This window comes from Paenibacillus sp. FSL R5-0912, from assembly GCF_000758605.1.
Taxonomy (GTDB): domain Bacteria; phylum Bacillota; class Bacilli; order Paenibacillales; family Paenibacillaceae; genus Paenibacillus_AQ.
The window spans coordinates 5288791-5304976 of the sequence record NZ_CP009282.1 but is presented as its reverse complement, the minus strand read 5'-3'; the positions used below and the strand labels follow the sequence as shown (position 1 = coordinate 5304976).

Genomic DNA, 16186 nt, shown 5'->3' with positions numbered 1-16186 from the left:
TTGCTTATCTACGCAGAAATGAGGTTTATCGATGAAAACAACAACTCAAGAGCTGCTGCCGCTGCCGGAGCACTTACGGTTCGCATCTGAACCGGCCGCAAGTGCAGGGGCAGTCATTCAAGGCGAATGCTACCGGTTCACAGTGCTTACTCCGGCGCTGATCCGGATGGAATACAGTCCTAAGGGAGGCTTCGAAGACCGGGCGACCCAGATGGTGATGAACCGTAAGTTCCCGGTTCCTGACTTCCGGGTGACCGATCTCGGGAACAGGCTTGAAATTATGACGGACCGCCTGCAGCTCACCTGTGACAAAGCGCCCTTCTCCCGGCATGGGCTGAGTGTGAAGGTGAGGAATGAATCCGGACATTTGCTGAGCGTTTGGCACTATGGGGATGAGGAGCAGGATCTCGGCGGTACCGCGCGCACGCTGGATAATGCCGACGGTGTCATTCCGCTGGAGCCGGGGTTGCTGTCGCGTGGAGGCGTTACGGTGGTGGATGACAGCCGTTCTCTGCTCCTGGAAGCAGACGGGACGGTGCAGCAGCGGGAGCAGGAGGGAATCGATCTGTACCTGTTCGGCTATGGACATGAATACCTGAAGTGCCTGAAGGATTTCTACCGGCTGTGCGGCAGCACTCCGCTACTGCCGCGGTATGCGCTTGGCAACTGGTGGAGCCGGTATTACCGGTATTCCGAGGAAGAGTATATTACGCTGATTGAACGTTTTGAACAGGAGCAGCTTCCGTTCTCCGTAGCGGTGATGGATATGGACTGGCATCTGGTCGATATTGATCCGAAGTACGGCAGCGGCTGGACCGGCTACACCTGGAACCGGGAGCTGTTCCCGGACCCGCAGCGTTTCCTGGACTGGCTGCATGGCAGGGGCTTGCGCGTAACGCTAAATGTCCATCCCGCTGACGGGGTACGGGCCTTCGAGGAGCCGTATCTGGCAATTGCGGGGGAGTTGGGCATGGACCCGGAGCAAGGGGAGGCAGTGGAGTTTGATATTACCGATCCGCAGTTCCTGGAGGCCTACTTCAAGTTCCTGCATTATCCGCTGGAGGAAGAGGGCGTTGACTTCTGGTGGATCGACTGGCAGCAGGGCGGGATGACTAAGGTTCCGGGTCTTGATCCGCTCTGGATGCTGAATCACTATCATTACCTGGACAGCGGCCGGCGGGGGAAGCGGCGGCTTACCTTCTCGCGTTATGCAGGTCTTGGCAGCCACCGTTATCCGGTAGGGTTCTCCGGCGACACGATCATCACCTGGGAGTCGTTGGACTTCCAGCCGTATTTCACGGCAACGGCGTCCAATAGCGGGTATGGCTGGTGGAGTCATGATATCGGCGGCCATATGGGCGGGTATCTGGATGATGAGCTGGCATTGCGCTGGGTGCAGTTCGGCGTATTCTCCCCGCTGCTGCGGCTGCACAGCTCAGCCAGTCCGTTCAACAGCAAGGAGCCATGGCGGTTCAATCGAATTGCCGGGGAGGCTATGAAGGATTCCCTGCGTCTGCGGCACCGCCTGCTGCCCTATCTGTATACGATGAACCGTTATGCCAGCCGGGAAGGACTTCCGCTGGTGCAGCCGATGTATTACCATCACGCGGAGCAGCGGGAAGCTTACGGGGTGCCGAATCAGTATTATTTCGGCACCGAGCTGATCGCATGTCCGATTACCCGGCCTGTACATTCCAAGACAGGCGTGGCGGAGTTCAAGGCCTGGCTGCCGGAAGGGCTGTGGACCGACTTCTTCAGCGGAAGAGTCTATGACGGCGGCAGAAGGCTGTCCTTGTACCGCACGCTGGAGCATATTCCGGTGCTGGCGAAGGCGGGGGCCATCGTGCCGCTGGCCGATCTGACGGAGTATACGTCATCGGTGGCCAACCCGGAACGGCTGGAGGTACGGGTGTTTGCCGGAGCGGACGGCCAGTTCCAGCTCTGGGAGGACGCAGGTGACACTGCGGAAGACCTGGACGGGAACTGGTGTGTTACCGGGATGGCCCTGGCATGGGGACAAGCCGGACAGTCGGCGGTCTTCACCATTCAGCCTGCGCAGGGTAATACTGCGATGGTGCCGGAGCGGCGGAGCTGGAAGCTGCTCTTCATGGGCTGTGCAGAGACAGAGGTGACAGTCATGGCTGGAGGAGGAGCGGTTGCGGCCGAAACTAAGTATGATGAGGCTTCGCATACCCTGACCGTTACTGTGCCGGAGCTTGAGGTGACTGAGGAGCTGGCGGTAATGCTCACTACGGCACGGGTTGCGGTGAACCGGGTGGAGGAGGAGGTATTTGCGCTGCTAAACCATGCGCAGATCCGGTTCGACCATAAGGAGCAAATCTACCGGCTGGTAAAGGAGAACGCGGGTCCTGCGGCGGCACTTGCCGCGCTATCCTCGCTGGAGCTGGAGCCTGCGCTGTATGGGGCGATATGTGAGATTGTGACGGCCCGGTTGTAAGCGGCCTGCGTCTCCGGATGTGAAGCAAGGAGTATAACGTGAAGCGCGAAATGTGAAGCATGGAGCATGAGGCATGAGTATTGAGCATAAGCATTCAGCATGAACATAAGTATGAGTATGAGTATGAGCATGAGACATAAGCATGAAGCATGGAGCGTTCAGTGTTGTCCCCCTGAGAATTACCCGTCTGCATAAACGGGGAATTCTCAGGGGGACTTTTTGAAGCCGAACAGGTGGAGCATTCAGGATGGAGAATTAGATTCTGATAGGTGGATACGGAAATTCTAACAGTTTCTAGCATATATTAGCGGCTTTATCGCATGGTACACCTGTTACGGACTGAGGAGACCTTATTTCCTCGAAAAGCACCTTTTTTCTGTGCTAACGGACTCAGATGCAGCTATTTGCCAGGATTCACCTGAAATCGGCTCCGTGGCGAGACAATAAGCGCGCTGGAGTCCGTTGGCCTGGCGAATCGTGCCCAGGACTGAAAATAAGCGCGGTACAGTCCGCAAGGAACAGGTGAAAGACCTAAGCAAGTCAGAAGCAAACCAGAAGCAAACCAGAAGCAAACCAGAAGTGAACAGCCAAGCTAGCGATATGTATTCCAAGGAGATTAAGGCCTAACCACCTCATCATACCCGGCATTCGTCCCGGCATCCGTCCCGGCATCCGTCCCGGCATCCGTCCCGGCATCCGTCCCGGCATCCGTCCCGGCATCCGTCCCGGCATCCGTCCCGGCATCATACCCGGCATCCGTCCCGGCATCCGTCCCGGCATCCGTCCCGGCATCCGTCCCGGCATCCGTCCCGGCATCCGTCCCGGCATCCGTCCCGGCATCCGTCCCGGCATCCGTCCCGGCATCCGTCCCGGCATCCGTCCCGGCAGCGGTCCCAGCAGCGGTCCCGGCATCCTCTCCATCCTCATGGCTTCCCTTCAAATGGCTGTTGAAGAAATCCAGCACAAGCTGATTCACAATTTCATTGCTTCGCCCGCCGTCAATGCCGCCCGTCATTCCGGTGTACTTCAGCAGGCTTGAATAGAGCTGCAGATCTGTAAAGTTGAAGTGTGCTGTGCCTTTGATATAGAGCTTGCCGCCCCCGCTTAGCCTGGCGTTATTCATTATTTTTTCCTCGGCATCGATATCCGGATCTGAAATCTGCTTCTTCCGGTTATTGTAATCCTCTGACTCTATGAACAAAAACGGTTTACCCAGGGACGGACCTGTGAGGGTATACAAGCTTCCATCCAGATCAATTCCCGCTTTAAGCTCAGGAATGGAGAACATCGCCTCGTACGCAGCTGCTCCACCGAAGGAGTGTCCTGCTATCCCGATGAGATCAGTATCTATGTAATCTGCGAATTGCTGCTTCAATTGGCTGAGGACAAAGCGGTTATCGTCGTTCCATACGTTGCCCAGCTGCTTTCCTGTTGCTATGAAATGATCACTGCTTAAAGACTCGCTGAACTCGGTAACTGTGCCGTCTGGAAATAAAGTAGCCGCTGTACTGTAAGTATGATCTACGGCCGCTACAATATAACCGTTCGCTGCCAGGTTCTCTGCAAGTGTGGTATGCAGCAGACTTGAGGTACCGAGGCCGTGATTGATCAGAATCAGCGGATAAGGTCCCTCTGAGCGCAGCCAGTCCGCATTCCGGTAAGCATTCGTATGAATATATGCCCAATAATCGAGGGAGAAGGATGGGATTCCTAATGATCCGGCAAAAGCGGACATAACCTTCCGGTTGCTCTGTTTATCACCAGGCAGCAAAGGTGCAGTCTGGTGACCCTTCTCCGCCGGGGCCGGATACCAGACATAAACCATCAGCTCCCGTGAGTCCCCGGGGTCAGGTGTCTGAGATTCAGGCCGGCTGCTGTCGGTGAGATGTAGAGTCTGCATGCCAACGGCAAAAGGCCCTGAAGGAGCGGGTAACTCCACAACCGGGATCATGGAAGAGAGCACTGCCGAGCAGATCACTATAAGTATACCTGCTGCGGTACCTGCTATTGCCCAGCCGCGTTTCAACCGGCGGAATGCAGATTTCCTGGTTTTTTGGCCAGTGGACAACAGCTTCCGCGAACGGCCGCTAATTATTCCTGCAATGCGGATGATTAGGCCAAGCAGCACAATTACATACACGCCCGCCATTTGCCAGCGGTACCCTTCGAGCCCAAGCTGTGCTGCGCACAATGTGCCGCTAACCGCAGTTAAAGCTATTTTCACCTTGAGAACGCCCTTGCCAGACACGAAGCTGAACATTAATAATAATGCGGACACAGTCAAAATAATCTCCAATACTCTCATATGTACCTCCTATATTTACATCCCCAGTAAGACCGCATGTTTCATAGATTCAGCCTATCTAAAGTGTACATATGGAAGGTTAAATACCGGTAGCTGCCGGGTTTAAATTTGGGTTAAAAGGGTTCTTCGGACAGGCGTTTCCAATGGAATCACCGGCAAATGTCGGCACAGGCGGCTGTGAAATGGTAGAATAGTAGTCATAGTCTTTGACGGGGAGTGAATTTCTTATGAAAAAGATTGCTGCCGGATTCATTGCCGGGGCGATACTGATGGTGGGTGCGCAGGCGCTGGGCGCTTCGGCAACACTGGTAGGAAAGGCAATTCAGGCGGAGTATACCGTGAAGGTGTATGGCAAGAAGCTGGCCGATCCGGCCATCGTAATTGACGGCAAAAGCTATGCACCCGTCCGTGCAATCGGAGAATTAGCCGGATTCAAGGTTTCCGTAGAAGGTAAAACGATCAGTCTGGATGAAAAGACAGAGGGAGGCGCTTCTTCCTCAAGCGATAAGAATGCCATTCTTGGTCCTGTGCCGATTGTTACGCCTGATCCCGCCTTGAGCGTGACCAAGAGCAGAATCGAAGTTATCGACGCTAAAATTGATACGGCGGTCAATAATATCCTGGCCACCAGCAGCCTGCTGAAATCGAGTCCGGACAGCGCCGATTTGAAGCTGAAGCTGGAGCAGTACAAAGCGGAATACGCTGATCTGCTGAAGCAAAAGGATCTGGAGCTGCAAAAATAAACAGAGGCAGCTGTGAAAAAGCATGAAGAAGCAGGAAAAATTGAGACAGGATGTCCCTAAAGCCGAATGTAATGGATCATGGGCTTGGGGCATCCTTTTTGCTGTGCATTCGATCGAATAAACAGTTATCTGGTACGGCCTTAGCCAGCTCTTTCAGCGGCTGAAGAATTCCCGTTAGGCAGGGCCAGCCTGCGGACGAGCGGAGGCAGGGCGAATCCGTAATACACGCTGACCAGCAGGGTGCATAGGCCCAGAATGTAGTGAAGCCAAGTGATCGACACGACAGCCGGAAATGCAATAGCGACAAAACCAAGCGCCAGGGAATGGCCGAGCATCATCACCGGCTCAATCATTGCATTCACCCGCCCCATGTTCTGCGGGATGACCAGCTCCGGCAGCCAGCTGCCCAGCGCGATATTCACCGGCGCAATGCAGATGCCTTCGATCAGAACGAGCGGGAGATAGATCCAGAGGGTGTCCGCCGAGCCCAGGGCAACAATCAGCAGGCTGGATAACAGCAGTCCGAAGATCAGCACCCGGGGGCGTGTGAACCGGCGGATCAGCGCGGAGCCGGCGAGGCTGCCGATCAGGAAGCCGGTGCCCAGGCAGAGGGTGATCAGCGAGGCGTGAAGCATATAGTTATCCGGGCTGAGCTTGTATTTCATTGCAAAAATAGGCAGGACGGCAAATACGCCGTTGACGATGCCGAAGAACAGGAAGCCGGAGATGAGTGTAAGGAGCAGCTTGTGCCCGAGGATATAACGCAGCCCTTCACGGAAATCTTTAAGCAGCTGCGGAAACCGGATATCCCGCAGTGCGTAGTGTCCGCTGGGCATCCGCACTTCAGCTGTGAACCGGCAGCTTAGGATCAGGAGTCCGGAGATGAGGAAGCTCGCCCCGTCGATAAGGATAGCACCTTCAATCCCGAGAAAGCGGTAAGCCGCCGCGCCAAGGCTCATGCCGAACAGCATAAACAGCCCCATAATCATCTGGTTCAGGCCCGCTGCCTGAACATATTGCGCCTGCCCGATGCTGCCCTGCAGCAGGCCCATCTCGGCGGGGCCGAAGAACTTCGCAATGGCGCTGCGCAGGAACAACACCAGGAAGCATAAGGTAAGCAATTGACCATGTACGCATACCAGGAGCAGCAGCGTTAATCCGGCCCGGATCCAGTCGCTGTAAGCGGCAATCTTCTTGCGGTCGAGCAGGTCGGCGATGACTCCGACAAGCCAGAACACGGCAAGGGTGGGCAAGGAATACATCAGTTCAGCCGTTGCCGCCAGTGCCGGACGCGTGCTGAAATGGTCCACAAGGTAATAGGCAAAGGCCATGTTCCCGACAACTGTCCCGAGCTGTGAAGCGAAGGCGGCCAGGAACAGCCTGGTAAAGACGGGATTGCGGAAGAGTGCGGACATGTGGCGGGGCCTCCTATTCTTCAGCCGGGCGGCGCCCGGGCTTCAGTAATTGCTCCAGATAATTAAGCAGCGCGTTAATCTGGAATTCCGTGTGAGCGAGCTCCGGGCCTACGGCAAGAGTGTGGGTCATGATTCCTTCCTGGTAAGAGGCTGTAATTCTCGCCAGCTGCGCAAGCGGCATAAGCGGGCTGAATTCCCCCCGCTCCACGCCTGAGTGCAGCAGTGCCTCAAACCGGGCAATTCCGGTCTCGTACCGCTTCAGCAGCAGGCTTCGCCGCCGTTCATCCCTGGAGCCGCCCAGGAAATACTCATAGAAGGCCGGAAGGAAACTTCCGCCCGGCATGCGCAGCAGCTCTGCCTGCTGATCGGCGTACATCTGCCGGATGACTTCCCACACCCCAGGGTGTGCCGATAACAGGGCTGCTGTATAGGCCTCATATTCACTATCCTGCTGATCGAGCAGCGCTTCAAATATTTCCTCCTTGGTCTGGAAATACAAATAGATCCAGCCCCGGCTCATCCCTGTTTCCTCCAGGATATCTGTGAACGTAGCTGCTTCATAGCCCTTGGCGGTGAACACCACTTTGGCGGCACCGAGGATCTGCATCCTCCGCTGTTCTTTTTGCTGGTCGGATATTCTGGGTGACATCTCACTTCCCCCTCTCAAATAATGACACGCTTGTCATTAATATTATAATGACATCATTGTCATTTAACAAGTGGCAGTTGAATCGGCCGCTATATCCACTCCCCGGCCAGCAATATTCTCAGCACCGTATTGTCTGGCCTGATCCGGCATGCTATATTTTGACGGTAAAAGCAATCCAGCTTCGCAGAAAGGAATCAGCCTATGATGAAGCGGACAAGTCTCCGGGTCCGGCTCCTGGTCATCATGATTTGCCTGACCACATTGCCGGTGCTCACTGTTACCACCATTGCCACGTACAATACGCGGCAATCCGTGGAGAAGGAAATGATCAATGCGAATAACTCCCGGATGCAGTGGGCGGACCAGTATCTGGATGAGCTGATTGAGCAGCTGGATACCCTGTTCTACACCCTGCAGATTAACCCTCAGCTTATGGCGGGGTTAACGGGTACGGACAGCCCGGACATTAGTGTCCAGTACCGTTCGCTGAACAATATCCGCGAAGCCATAACCTCGCAGTTCTATACGAACTCCCGGAAGGTAGACGAGCTGACACTGTACATGCATGACCAATTAAAAGCCATCTCCGTTGACTTCGTGAATAGTGGAAGCGTTTCCCCGCTGGATATCGGTGAGGGCCCCTGGAGCCGGCTGCCCTACGGGCCGGTCAATATGTATTTCAAGCAGAACGGCACCGGCATCTATGCCTACCACGGCATTAACCGGTTCGAGGATCACCGGCTGCTCGGAGGCATAGGCGTGCGGATCAATCGGGAGGTATGGGAGGAGGTCAGCCATATACTCCAGTCCGAGGACGAGAGCTCGGTCTTCCTGCTGAATGATGAGGGCGAGCTGCTCTCCGGCTCGAGCATTTCCGAGAGCTCCGGTGATATCGGCAGGCGGCTGCAGAATCTTGCCGTCTCTGAGCATGAACTTGAATTCCGGCAGGAGGACGGCTATTTCTTCTTCATGAAAAAAGTGGCCGATGGTCAGCTTACGGTCGTGAAAGCCATTCCCTTGTCCACTGTCGCCAAGAGCGCACGGCCTACGATTGCTGCCGGTTTTCTGACCGGAGGCTTGTTCATGATTGCCTCCATTCTGCTGTCTATCCTGTTCTCGCTGCGGATTACCCGCCCGATTGTCAGTCTGGCGGTGTCGATGCGCAAGGCGCATGTCAGCAACTTCGAACAGCACTCGGTGCAGAGCCGTGATGAGATCGGGCTGCTGGAGCGCGGCTACAACTCGATGATGGAACGGATACGGGAGCTGATTGAGGTGGAATACCGCCAGGAGATTGAGGTCAAGAATGCCCAGCTGCTCGCTCTTCAGGCCCAGATCAATCCGCATTTCCTGAACAATACGCTCCAGCTGATCGGGGGGATGGCTTTGTCGAGGAATGCTGATGATATTTATAACATCACCCGGGTGATTGGCGACCTGCTGCGTTATTCGATCAGCAATGAAGGCGGGCTGGTGAAGCTGGAGGAAGAGCTTAAGCATGTGCGCAACTATGTGTTCATTCAGGAGAACCGCTTCCTGGGGCGTTGTACAGTGGTGACTGAGGCGGATGAGTTCTCCCGGGCCAGCCTGCTGCCGCGCTTCACGCTGCAGCCGCTGGTGGAGAACGCTTTTGAGCATGGCTTGCAGCCACAGCGCGGGCAATGGAGGCTGCTGATCCGGATCCGGACCGTTGGCAGCCGCACTGTATTCATGGTTAAGGACGAAGGCGTAGGCATGACGCCGGAGCGGCTCGAGGAGATCCGTGCGGCACTCCGGGGGAATGTCACGATGCTGGCCGATCCCGGAGCGGGAGAGCCCCGGCGGAGAAAGGGCATCGGCCTGCACAACGTCCATTCACGGCTGGTGCTGCAATTTGGAGAGAAGTATGGAATGCGTATATACAGCAAGGCCGGGGCGGGAACACTGGTTGTGATCCAGTGGCCTGCGGCCGCAGAGGGGGGAGAGCGGAATGCTGAAGGTTCTGATTATTGACGATGAGCCCTGGTCCAGACAGGTAGTGAAGTCGCTCGGCGCCTGGGAAGAACACGGAATGCAGGTGATCGGCGAAGCGGAGGACGGAATCGAAGGACTTGAGCTGGTGGAGAAGCTTCATCCGGGGCTAGTAATTACCGATATGCGGATGCCCGGACTGGACGGGGTCGAGCTGCTGGAAAGACTGAAGCATCAGTACCCGGAGGTGCAGATTATTGTGATGAGCGGATATGATGACTTCGTCTACCTGAAGCAGGCGATCCGCTCGAAGGCGGTTGAATATCTGCTGAAGCCGGTGGACCGGGAAGAGCTGAATAACGTGCTCTCGGAGTGCGCGAAGGAGCGGGAACGGCAGCGCTTAACCGGATCACCGCTGATGCTCATGGATCAGCCGCTGATGGAGCGTTATCTCGCCTACCGCCAGCGGATCTATGATCAGCTGCTGGCGCTGAACAAGCCGGCGGCAAGAGAAGAGCTGGAGAAGCTGGGGCGGGAGCTGGAACGCTCGGTGCCGCAGCATCAGCTGGAAGCAATGATCGAGCGGACTGCCCGTGACCTGCTTCTGCTGGCCGGTGAAGCCGCGAAGACAAACGGGGGTGTGACGGCAGCGGATGCGCCGGATACGTCCGATAGGCCCGATAAGCCATGGCCGTCAGTTCAGGCCATGGTAACGGGGCTTGGGGATCACTTCACAGAGCTGATCAACACGCTTCTGGAGCAGCGCAAGAACCGCGTTAAGCTTGATCTGGCGGAGGTTGAGGACTATATCCGGAATCATTACCTGGAGCAGGTGTCGCTGGAGGGCATCGCCGCACATTTCCTGGTGACGAAGGAGCATCTCAGCCGCGCTTTCAAGGCCGCAACGGGAGACACAGTACTCGACCGCATTACCCGGCTGAGAATGGAGCGGGCCAGAGAGCTGATCGCAGGGCGTGACATGCCGATCAAAGATGCTGCTGGACTCTGCGGGTACGAGGATCTGGCATACTTTTACCGTGTCTTCAAGAAGCACTACGGCATTACCCCCGGAGAGCTGCGGAGCGAGAAGTGAATTTTGCGGATGATAAATAAAAATGAAAGCGTATCAATATAATGCAACTCCCGATGTTAATATCCTTAAAAGACGCTGCCCCTTATATCCCCTAGACTAAAGAGGCAGACATAACAGAAGGGGGTAACAGAAATGAAGAAAGCGCTTAATACAGCAATGGCACTGATGCTTGTTCTGGGGATTGTATCGGGGTGCAGCTCCGGTTCAAATGGAAATACGCCAAGGGAGAGCGCAAGCAGCAAGCCGGCGGAAAGTGCGGCAGCAGCGACTGAAGGTCCGGCCCAAAAAGTGGAGCTGAAGGTATTCATGAGCTTCCCGCGCTTCAAGGATCAATTCGATAAATATTTCGAGCAATTCAAGGCCAAGGAGCTGGCGGAGAAAAATATTGATGTCACCGTCAAGCTGGAGATGCCGAACCCGGATCAGGCCAAGCAGATTCTGGAGACCCGGATGGCCTCAAATGATGCGCCGGATGTATTCACCCTCCATGCGATTGCGGATGTGCCCCGGTATTACAAGGCCGGCTATCTAAGCGATCTGTCGGATCAGGACTTCGTACCGAAGCTGTATGACAGTGTCCGGCAGACCGTTACCTATGATGATAAAGTCGTAGCCCTTCCGCTGGAGAGCCTGTCCTGGGGATATCTGTACAACAAGCAAATCTTCAGCGAGCTCGGGATTCAGCCGCCGCAGACACTGGATGACATGCAGGCAGCGATTGACAAGCTGAATGCAGCCGGGATTAAGCCGTTCGAGCTGAGCTTCCAGGAATCGTGGATTCCGCAGCTGATGATGGCGCTGTCTCTTGGAGGCATCGTATCCTCCGAGCATCCGGACTGGGTGGAGAAGATGAACAAAGGTGAAGCCTCCTATGCCGATGTGAAGGATGTCTTCAACATTATTGATCTGATTATGGCTAACGGCACGGATAAACCGTTTGAGGTGGGCAGTGCGGCAGGGTCCACGGATTTTGCGAACGGCAAAGCGGCAATGTGGGTGCAGGGACCGTGGCAGGCGGAATCCATCCTCAAAGCCAATCCTGATATGGAATTTGGTGTGGCTCCGCTGCCAGTCAGTAATGATCCCGCGGCTACACAGATTAATCTGGCGACCTCGACATCTCTGGCGGTATCCCCTAACAGCAAGAACAAGGCTGTGGCGCTGGATCTGGTGAATTATGTGCTGGATGACCAGGATTCTTCGGCGCTGTTCGAGGAGCTGAAATTTAATCCGGTGGCGAAGCAGCACACCTACAATACCTATCCGTGGGTGACCGAGGCCAGCTCTTATGTCTCCGAAGGCAAGGCTTATCTGGATCTGTCGCTCCCGAACGGCGTAACCGATGAGACGGCCAAGCTGCTTCAGAGTTATTACACCAAGGGTGTAACTCAGGAGGAATTCATTAAGACGCTCGACAAGACCTGGGCCAATGCGGTAAAAGCAGGTAACTAAGGAAACCCAGAAACAGCATAGGAGTGATAGAGATGAGTGGAAGCAGTAAAAGCAAACAGTCGCTCATTCTGCTGGCCTTCGTGTTTCCCGCCCTGCTGTTCTACGCCGTATTCATGCTTGCTCCCGCCTTCGGCGGGGCATGGTACAGCTTCACGGACTGGAACGGATTGAATCCCGCCTACCATCTGGTGGGATTCGCCAATTACATCGAAGCGCTGACGGATGATGCTTTTTTCATCGATTCAGTCTGGTTTACCCTGAAATTTGTAGTGTTTATGGTCGTGCTGCAGAATGTACTGGCGGTGCTGCTGGCTGTGCTGATCGAATCCAGCCGCCGCAGCAAGACCTGGTTCCGGACGATCTTCTTCATGCCGAACATGATCAGCATGATTATCGGCGGCTTCATGTGGCTGTTTATTTTCACCAAAGCACTGCCTTATATCGCTGAGCATGCGGGCCTGGCTTTTCTGGACCAGTCGTGGATCGGCGACCCGAAATATTCTTTTCTGGCGATTGTCATTGTCTCCTTGTGGGGCGGCGTAGGTTACCTGATGGTGATCTATATTGCGGCGCTGCAAGGGGTGCCGGATGCGCTCAAGGAAGCGGCTGCCATTGACGGCGCGAATAGCTGGCAGACCTTCCGCAGCATTACACTGCCTATGGTCTATCCGGCTGTAACGATCGGTATCTTCGTGACGCTGAACAGCTCGTTCAAGGCTTTTGACGCCGTGTTCGCGCTCACCGGGGGTGGACCGGGAAGAGCGACCCAGGTGCTCGCGCTGAATATTTTTGAGGAAGCGTTCAAGATGAGCGGCCGCTACGGCTACGCCAGTGCCAAGGCGATGATCCTGTTCCTGGTGGTCCTGGTGATCACGCTGATACAGCTGAGCATTATGAAACGAAGAGAGGTGGAGGCATGAGTACCGTCCGGTTGAATTCCACATCTAAGTCCGGTATTGCGGGGCGGCGCAGATTGTCTTCGTTTATCGTCTTTCTTTTCCTGCTGGCAGGTGCCGTAATTACGCTCTTTCCAATCTACATGGGGGTGCTCAACTCTCTGAAGACGGAAGGGGACATGATGAATAATATTCTGGCCATTCCGAGTAAGCTGGAATTCGGCAACTATAGTGATGCTTTTGAGAAAACCAATTTCCTGCGCAGTCTCGGCAATACGGTGGTAGTCGCGGCTACTGGTCTCGTCGGTATTATTCTATTCTCGTCCATGGCCGGCTATAAGCTGTCCAGAACACCCGGCAGACTGAGCACGTTCCTGTTCAACCTGTTCGTCCTGTCGATGCTGATTCCGTTTCATTCGATTATGATCTCGCTGAACCGGATCTCCATGAAGCTGGCGGTGCAGGGCACCACGGTCGGCCTCGGCCTAATCTATATCGGGCTGGGTGTGTCGATGGCCATCTTCCTGTATCACGGATTCGTCAAATCGGTCCCCCGGGATCTGGATGAGGCTGCGGTAATCGACGGCTGCGGGGAGGTCAGGCTGTTCACTACGATTATTTTTCCGCTTCTGCTACCGATTACGACAACTGTGGCGATTCTCAACCTGCTGTGGATGTGGAATGACTTTCTGCTGCCGCTGCTCATGCTCACGGATGCCGATCAATATACGCTGCTGCTGTCCACCAATATGCTGTTCGGGCAATATGGCAATAATGACTGGTCGGCGATTCTGTCTTCGCTGGTGCTGACGATGCTGCCCGTTGTGATTCTATATCTGCTGCTGCAAAAATACATTCTGAATGGCATTGCCGAAGGCGCCGTCAAAGGGTAAAGGGAGGAAAAACAAATGATTCACCCGGACCATCATGAAGTAAGCGGGTTTCTCTATGCAGACGGGCACCGCTTAAGAAACGGGGAAGGGCGCGAGCTGCTGCTGAGGGGTGTGGGGCTTGGCAGCTGGCTGCTGCCTGAAGGGTACATGTGGCGTTTCCCGGAACAGGGAGACCGTCCGCGCCGGATCGAAGCGATGATTACAGCGCTAATTGGTGCTGACGGGGCGGAGGCGTTCTGGGAGACCTATTATGACCGCTATGTGGCCGAAACGGATATTGCGCGGATTGCCGCAGAAGGCTTCAACTCGATCCGGATTCCGATTAACGCCCGCTATATCCTGCGGGAAGAAGAGGGAGTGTCCGGCTGGCATGAGGAGCATCTGGTGCGGCTGGATCAGATCATTGGCTGGTGCAGGGAGCACAGAATCTACGCCATTCTGGATCTGCATGGAGCACCCGGAGGCCAGACCGGAACGAATATCGACGACTCCGCGCGGGATCTGCCGGAGCTGTTCACAGATGAGCGTAACAAGCAGCTGACCATCGCCATCTGGCGGATGTTTGCGCAGCGGTATAAGGACGAGTGGATCGTAGCGGGTTATGATTTGCTGAACGAGCCGCTGCCGGACTGGTTCTCGCAATACAATGACCAGGTGATGCCGCTGTACAGCGAGATTATTGCGGCTATCCGGGAGGTCGATGCCCTGCATATGATTATTCTGGAGGGCGTGCACTGGGCGACGGACTGGTCGATCTTCGAGGGATTGCCTGATAATAAGTTGCCGGATGATAATGTAATGCTGCAGTTTCACAAGTACTGGAACAACCCGGATACGGAGAGCATTCAGAAGTATCTCGACGTAAGAGAGCGGCTGAATGTGCCGCTGTTCATGGGGGAGGGCGGGGAGAATAATAAGGACTGGTATGCCGGCGCTTTCCAGTTGTTTGAGGATCACGGCATCTCCTGGAACTTCTGGACCTGGAAGAAGCTCGACACGGATAACTCCCCCTGCTCCATCGTTCCTCCTGAGGGCTGGCCTAAGCTGGTCCGCTATCTGGAGGGAGGTGCGAAGCCGGAGCGTGTGGAGGCTCAAGAGATTCTGGACGAATATTTGCTCAATCTGAGCCTGGACAACTGTGTGTACCATTCAGAGGTGGTCCACTCGCTGTTCCGGCGGCTGCCGGTGAGGATTCCTGCTATATTTTATGGCTACAAGGGGAGCGGTCTCAGCTTCGGGAGAGCTTCCGGCAGACAGGCTGCGGTAGGCACGGGCTTCCGGGAGGAGGACGGAATGAACTTCCGCTTCGTGGAGGGAGACCGGACGGTACCCAATTTCCAGCACGGCCGCGGCCAGGCCTGGCTGCCTGAGGAGAGGCTGTGTGTGGATCTGGCGGAGGGGGACTGGGCAGCGTATGAATTTACGGTTGCGGTTGCGGCTGGGGATATGGAGCTGCTGAAGCTGGGGGACTTGGAGGGCTTGCTGGCTCTGGAGCTGCGGGTCCTGATGAGCGGCTCGGACAGTGAGCTGATGGTGAAGCTGGATGGTCAGGAGATCGGCCGGATTCACGGTAATGCCTCGGACTCCGGGCAGGACTGGCAGACGGTGCGGATTCAGAGTGGTCAGCCGCTGGAAGCTGGAGCACATGAGCTGACAGTCAGCGCTGCATCGGGTGCGGCATCCCTGGAGTGGCTGGATTTGCGGTAGTGCAAAGGTGCTGTAAAGGTACAACATGAAGGTACAGTATGGATGCAGAGAAGGAACGGCGAGGGTGCAGTAAAAGTAGAGTAAATGGTAGGGTAGAGGTAATGTAAGAATAGAATATAGTTAGAGTGCAGGAAAAGTAGAGGTACAGCGAAGGTACAGCGAAGGTACAGTAAAGGTACAGTATGGGAATGCAGACAAGCATGCCCGTCTGCGCTAACAGGATCATTCAGCTAATGTGATAAGGCTCGTGAATTGCGTTTCCGCAGTTTACGGGCCTTTTTGTATGCAATAATACTTTGTTACCTTTGTTACCTCAGGAATTTCCTCATTCATCCGCTTTCCGTGGCAGGTAGCGGGTGACTTTTTGTGAAATCCTACACAAAATACAACATTTTCCGCCTAATATCGATTCAAATCCAATATTGTTATATCAAATGCAACATTTTTCCTGTTTCAGACGGCTTAGCCGGATTTTTCTTATTTTATACAACAATCCTCCCGAACACCGAACTATCCGTGAATCAAAGTTGTAAAACATACAACAATTATGATTACAGGGCTTCCTGGATGTCTCCATCAGGGGGAGTAGATTTTCAGCCGGTACCGAATTAAGTGAAGTGTGGTT

General features: G+C 55.0%; 11 protein-coding genes. 8 read left to right on the top strand and 3 right to left on the bottom strand.

Features of this window, described 5'->3' with window-relative positions:
* Nucleotides 1-31: 31 nt before the first annotated feature.
* Complete coding sequence (locus tag R50912_RS22615) at nucleotides 32-2458, top strand: glycoside hydrolase family 31 protein (protein WP_081956605.1); 2427 nt, start codon at nucleotides 32-34, stop codon at nucleotides 2456-2458.
* A 616-nt stretch (nucleotides 2459-3074) separates the two neighbouring features.
* Here R50912_RS22615 and R50912_RS22610 read toward each other — a convergent pair.
* Nucleotides 3075-4763, bottom strand: a complete 1689-nt coding sequence (locus tag R50912_RS22610; protein ID WP_052416621.1) for an alpha/beta hydrolase family protein — start codon at nucleotides 4761-4763, stop codon at nucleotides 3075-3077.
* A gap of 227 nt (nucleotides 4764-4990) precedes the next feature.
* Here R50912_RS22610 and R50912_RS22605 point away from each other — a divergent pair, with 227 nt between their 5' ends.
* Nucleotides 4991-5506 (top strand): stalk domain-containing protein, encoded by a 516-nt coding sequence (locus R50912_RS22605; RefSeq protein ID WP_042238060.1) that lies wholly within the window; start codon nucleotides 4991-4993, stop codon nucleotides 5504-5506.
* Nucleotides 5507-5646: 140 nt separating this feature from the next.
* Here the strand turns inward: R50912_RS22605 and R50912_RS22600 are convergent, their stop codons facing one another.
* Entirely contained in the window at nucleotides 5647-6921 is a 1275-nt protein-coding gene (locus R50912_RS22600; RefSeq protein WP_042238057.1) for an MFS transporter, read from the bottom strand.
* A 13-nt stretch (nucleotides 6922-6934) separates the two neighbouring features.
* Nucleotides 6935-7570, bottom strand: coding sequence for a TetR/AcrR family transcriptional regulator (locus R50912_RS22595; protein WP_052416619.1), 636 nt, complete (start codon nucleotides 7568-7570; stop codon nucleotides 6935-6937).
* 201 nt (nucleotides 7571-7771) lie between these two features.
* Here R50912_RS22595 and R50912_RS33465 point away from each other — a divergent pair, with 201 nt between their 5' ends.
* The 6 genes from R50912_RS33465 (at nucleotide 7772) to R50912_RS22565 (ending at nucleotide 15561) form a co-directional block, all read left to right on the top strand.
* Nucleotides 7772-9562 carry a sensor histidine kinase gene (locus R50912_RS33465; RefSeq protein WP_052416616.1) on the top strand — a complete coding sequence of 597 codons (1791 nt, stop codon included), beginning with the start codon at nucleotides 7772-7774 and terminating at the stop codon, nucleotides 9560-9562.
* Complete coding sequence (locus tag R50912_RS22585) at nucleotides 9540-10613, top strand: response regulator transcription factor (RefSeq protein ID WP_042238054.1); 1074 nt, start codon at nucleotides 9540-9542, stop codon at nucleotides 10611-10613. Before R50912_RS33465 ends, R50912_RS22585 begins: the two co-directional genes overlap by 23 nt.
* A 132-nt stretch (nucleotides 10614-10745) precedes the next feature.
* A complete protein-coding gene (locus R50912_RS22580; protein WP_042238052.1) occupies nucleotides 10746-12065 on the top strand; it encodes an ABC transporter substrate-binding protein in 1320 nt (439 codons plus the stop codon).
* Nucleotides 12066-12097: 32 nt separating this feature from the next.
* Nucleotides 12098-12985, top strand: coding sequence for a carbohydrate ABC transporter permease (locus R50912_RS22575; RefSeq protein WP_042238051.1), 888 nt, complete (start codon nucleotides 12098-12100; stop codon nucleotides 12983-12985).
* Nucleotides 12982-13854 carry a carbohydrate ABC transporter permease gene (locus tag R50912_RS22570; RefSeq protein WP_042238049.1) on the top strand — a complete coding sequence of 291 codons (873 nt, stop codon included), beginning with the start codon at nucleotides 12982-12984 and terminating at the stop codon, nucleotides 13852-13854. The genes R50912_RS22575 and R50912_RS22570 overlap by 4 nt, the downstream gene beginning before the upstream one ends.
* Nucleotides 13855-13869: 15 nt before the next feature.
* The gene (locus R50912_RS22565; RefSeq protein ID WP_042238047.1) at nucleotides 13870-15561 is read left to right on the top strand and encodes a cellulase family glycosylhydrolase; all 1692 of its coding nucleotides are present in this window, start codon (nucleotides 13870-13872) and stop codon (nucleotides 15559-15561) included.
* Nucleotides 15562-16186: the final 625 nt, after the last annotated feature.

Excerpts from the sequence above, each read along its gene's own strand:
- R50912_RS22615 (WP_081956605.1), top strand. The coding sequence starts at position 32 with ATGAAAACAACAACTCAAGAGCTGCTGCCGCTGCCGGAGCACTTACGG.
- R50912_RS22610 (WP_052416621.1), bottom strand. The coding sequence starts at position 4,763 with ATGAGAGTATTGGAGATTATTTTGACTGTGTCCGCATTATTATTAATG.
- R50912_RS22605 (WP_042238060.1), top strand. The coding sequence starts at position 4,991 with ATGAAAAAGATTGCTGCCGGATTCATTGCCGGGGCGATACTGATGGTG.
- R50912_RS22600 (WP_042238057.1), bottom strand. The coding sequence starts at position 6,921 with ATGTCCGCACTCTTCCGCAATCCCGTCTTTACCAGGCTGTTCCTGGCC.
- R50912_RS22595 (WP_052416619.1), bottom strand. The coding sequence starts at position 7,570 with ATGTCACCCAGAATATCCGACCAGCAAAAAGAACAGCGGAGGATGCAG.
- R50912_RS33465 (WP_052416616.1), top strand. The coding sequence starts at position 7,772 with ATGATGAAGCGGACAAGTCTCCGGGTCCGGCTCCTGGTCATCATGATT.
- R50912_RS22585 (WP_042238054.1), top strand. The coding sequence starts at position 9,540 with ATGCTGAAGGTTCTGATTATTGACGATGAGCCCTGGTCCAGACAGGTA.
- R50912_RS22580 (WP_042238052.1), top strand. The coding sequence starts at position 10,746 with ATGAAGAAAGCGCTTAATACAGCAATGGCACTGATGCTTGTTCTGGGG.
- R50912_RS22575 (WP_042238051.1), top strand. The coding sequence starts at position 12,098 with ATGAGTGGAAGCAGTAAAAGCAAACAGTCGCTCATTCTGCTGGCCTTC.
- R50912_RS22570 (WP_042238049.1), top strand. The coding sequence starts at position 12,982 with ATGAGTACCGTCCGGTTGAATTCCACATCTAAGTCCGGTATTGCGGGG.
- R50912_RS22565 (WP_042238047.1), top strand. The coding sequence starts at position 13,870 with ATGATTCACCCGGACCATCATGAAGTAAGCGGGTTTCTCTATGCAGAC.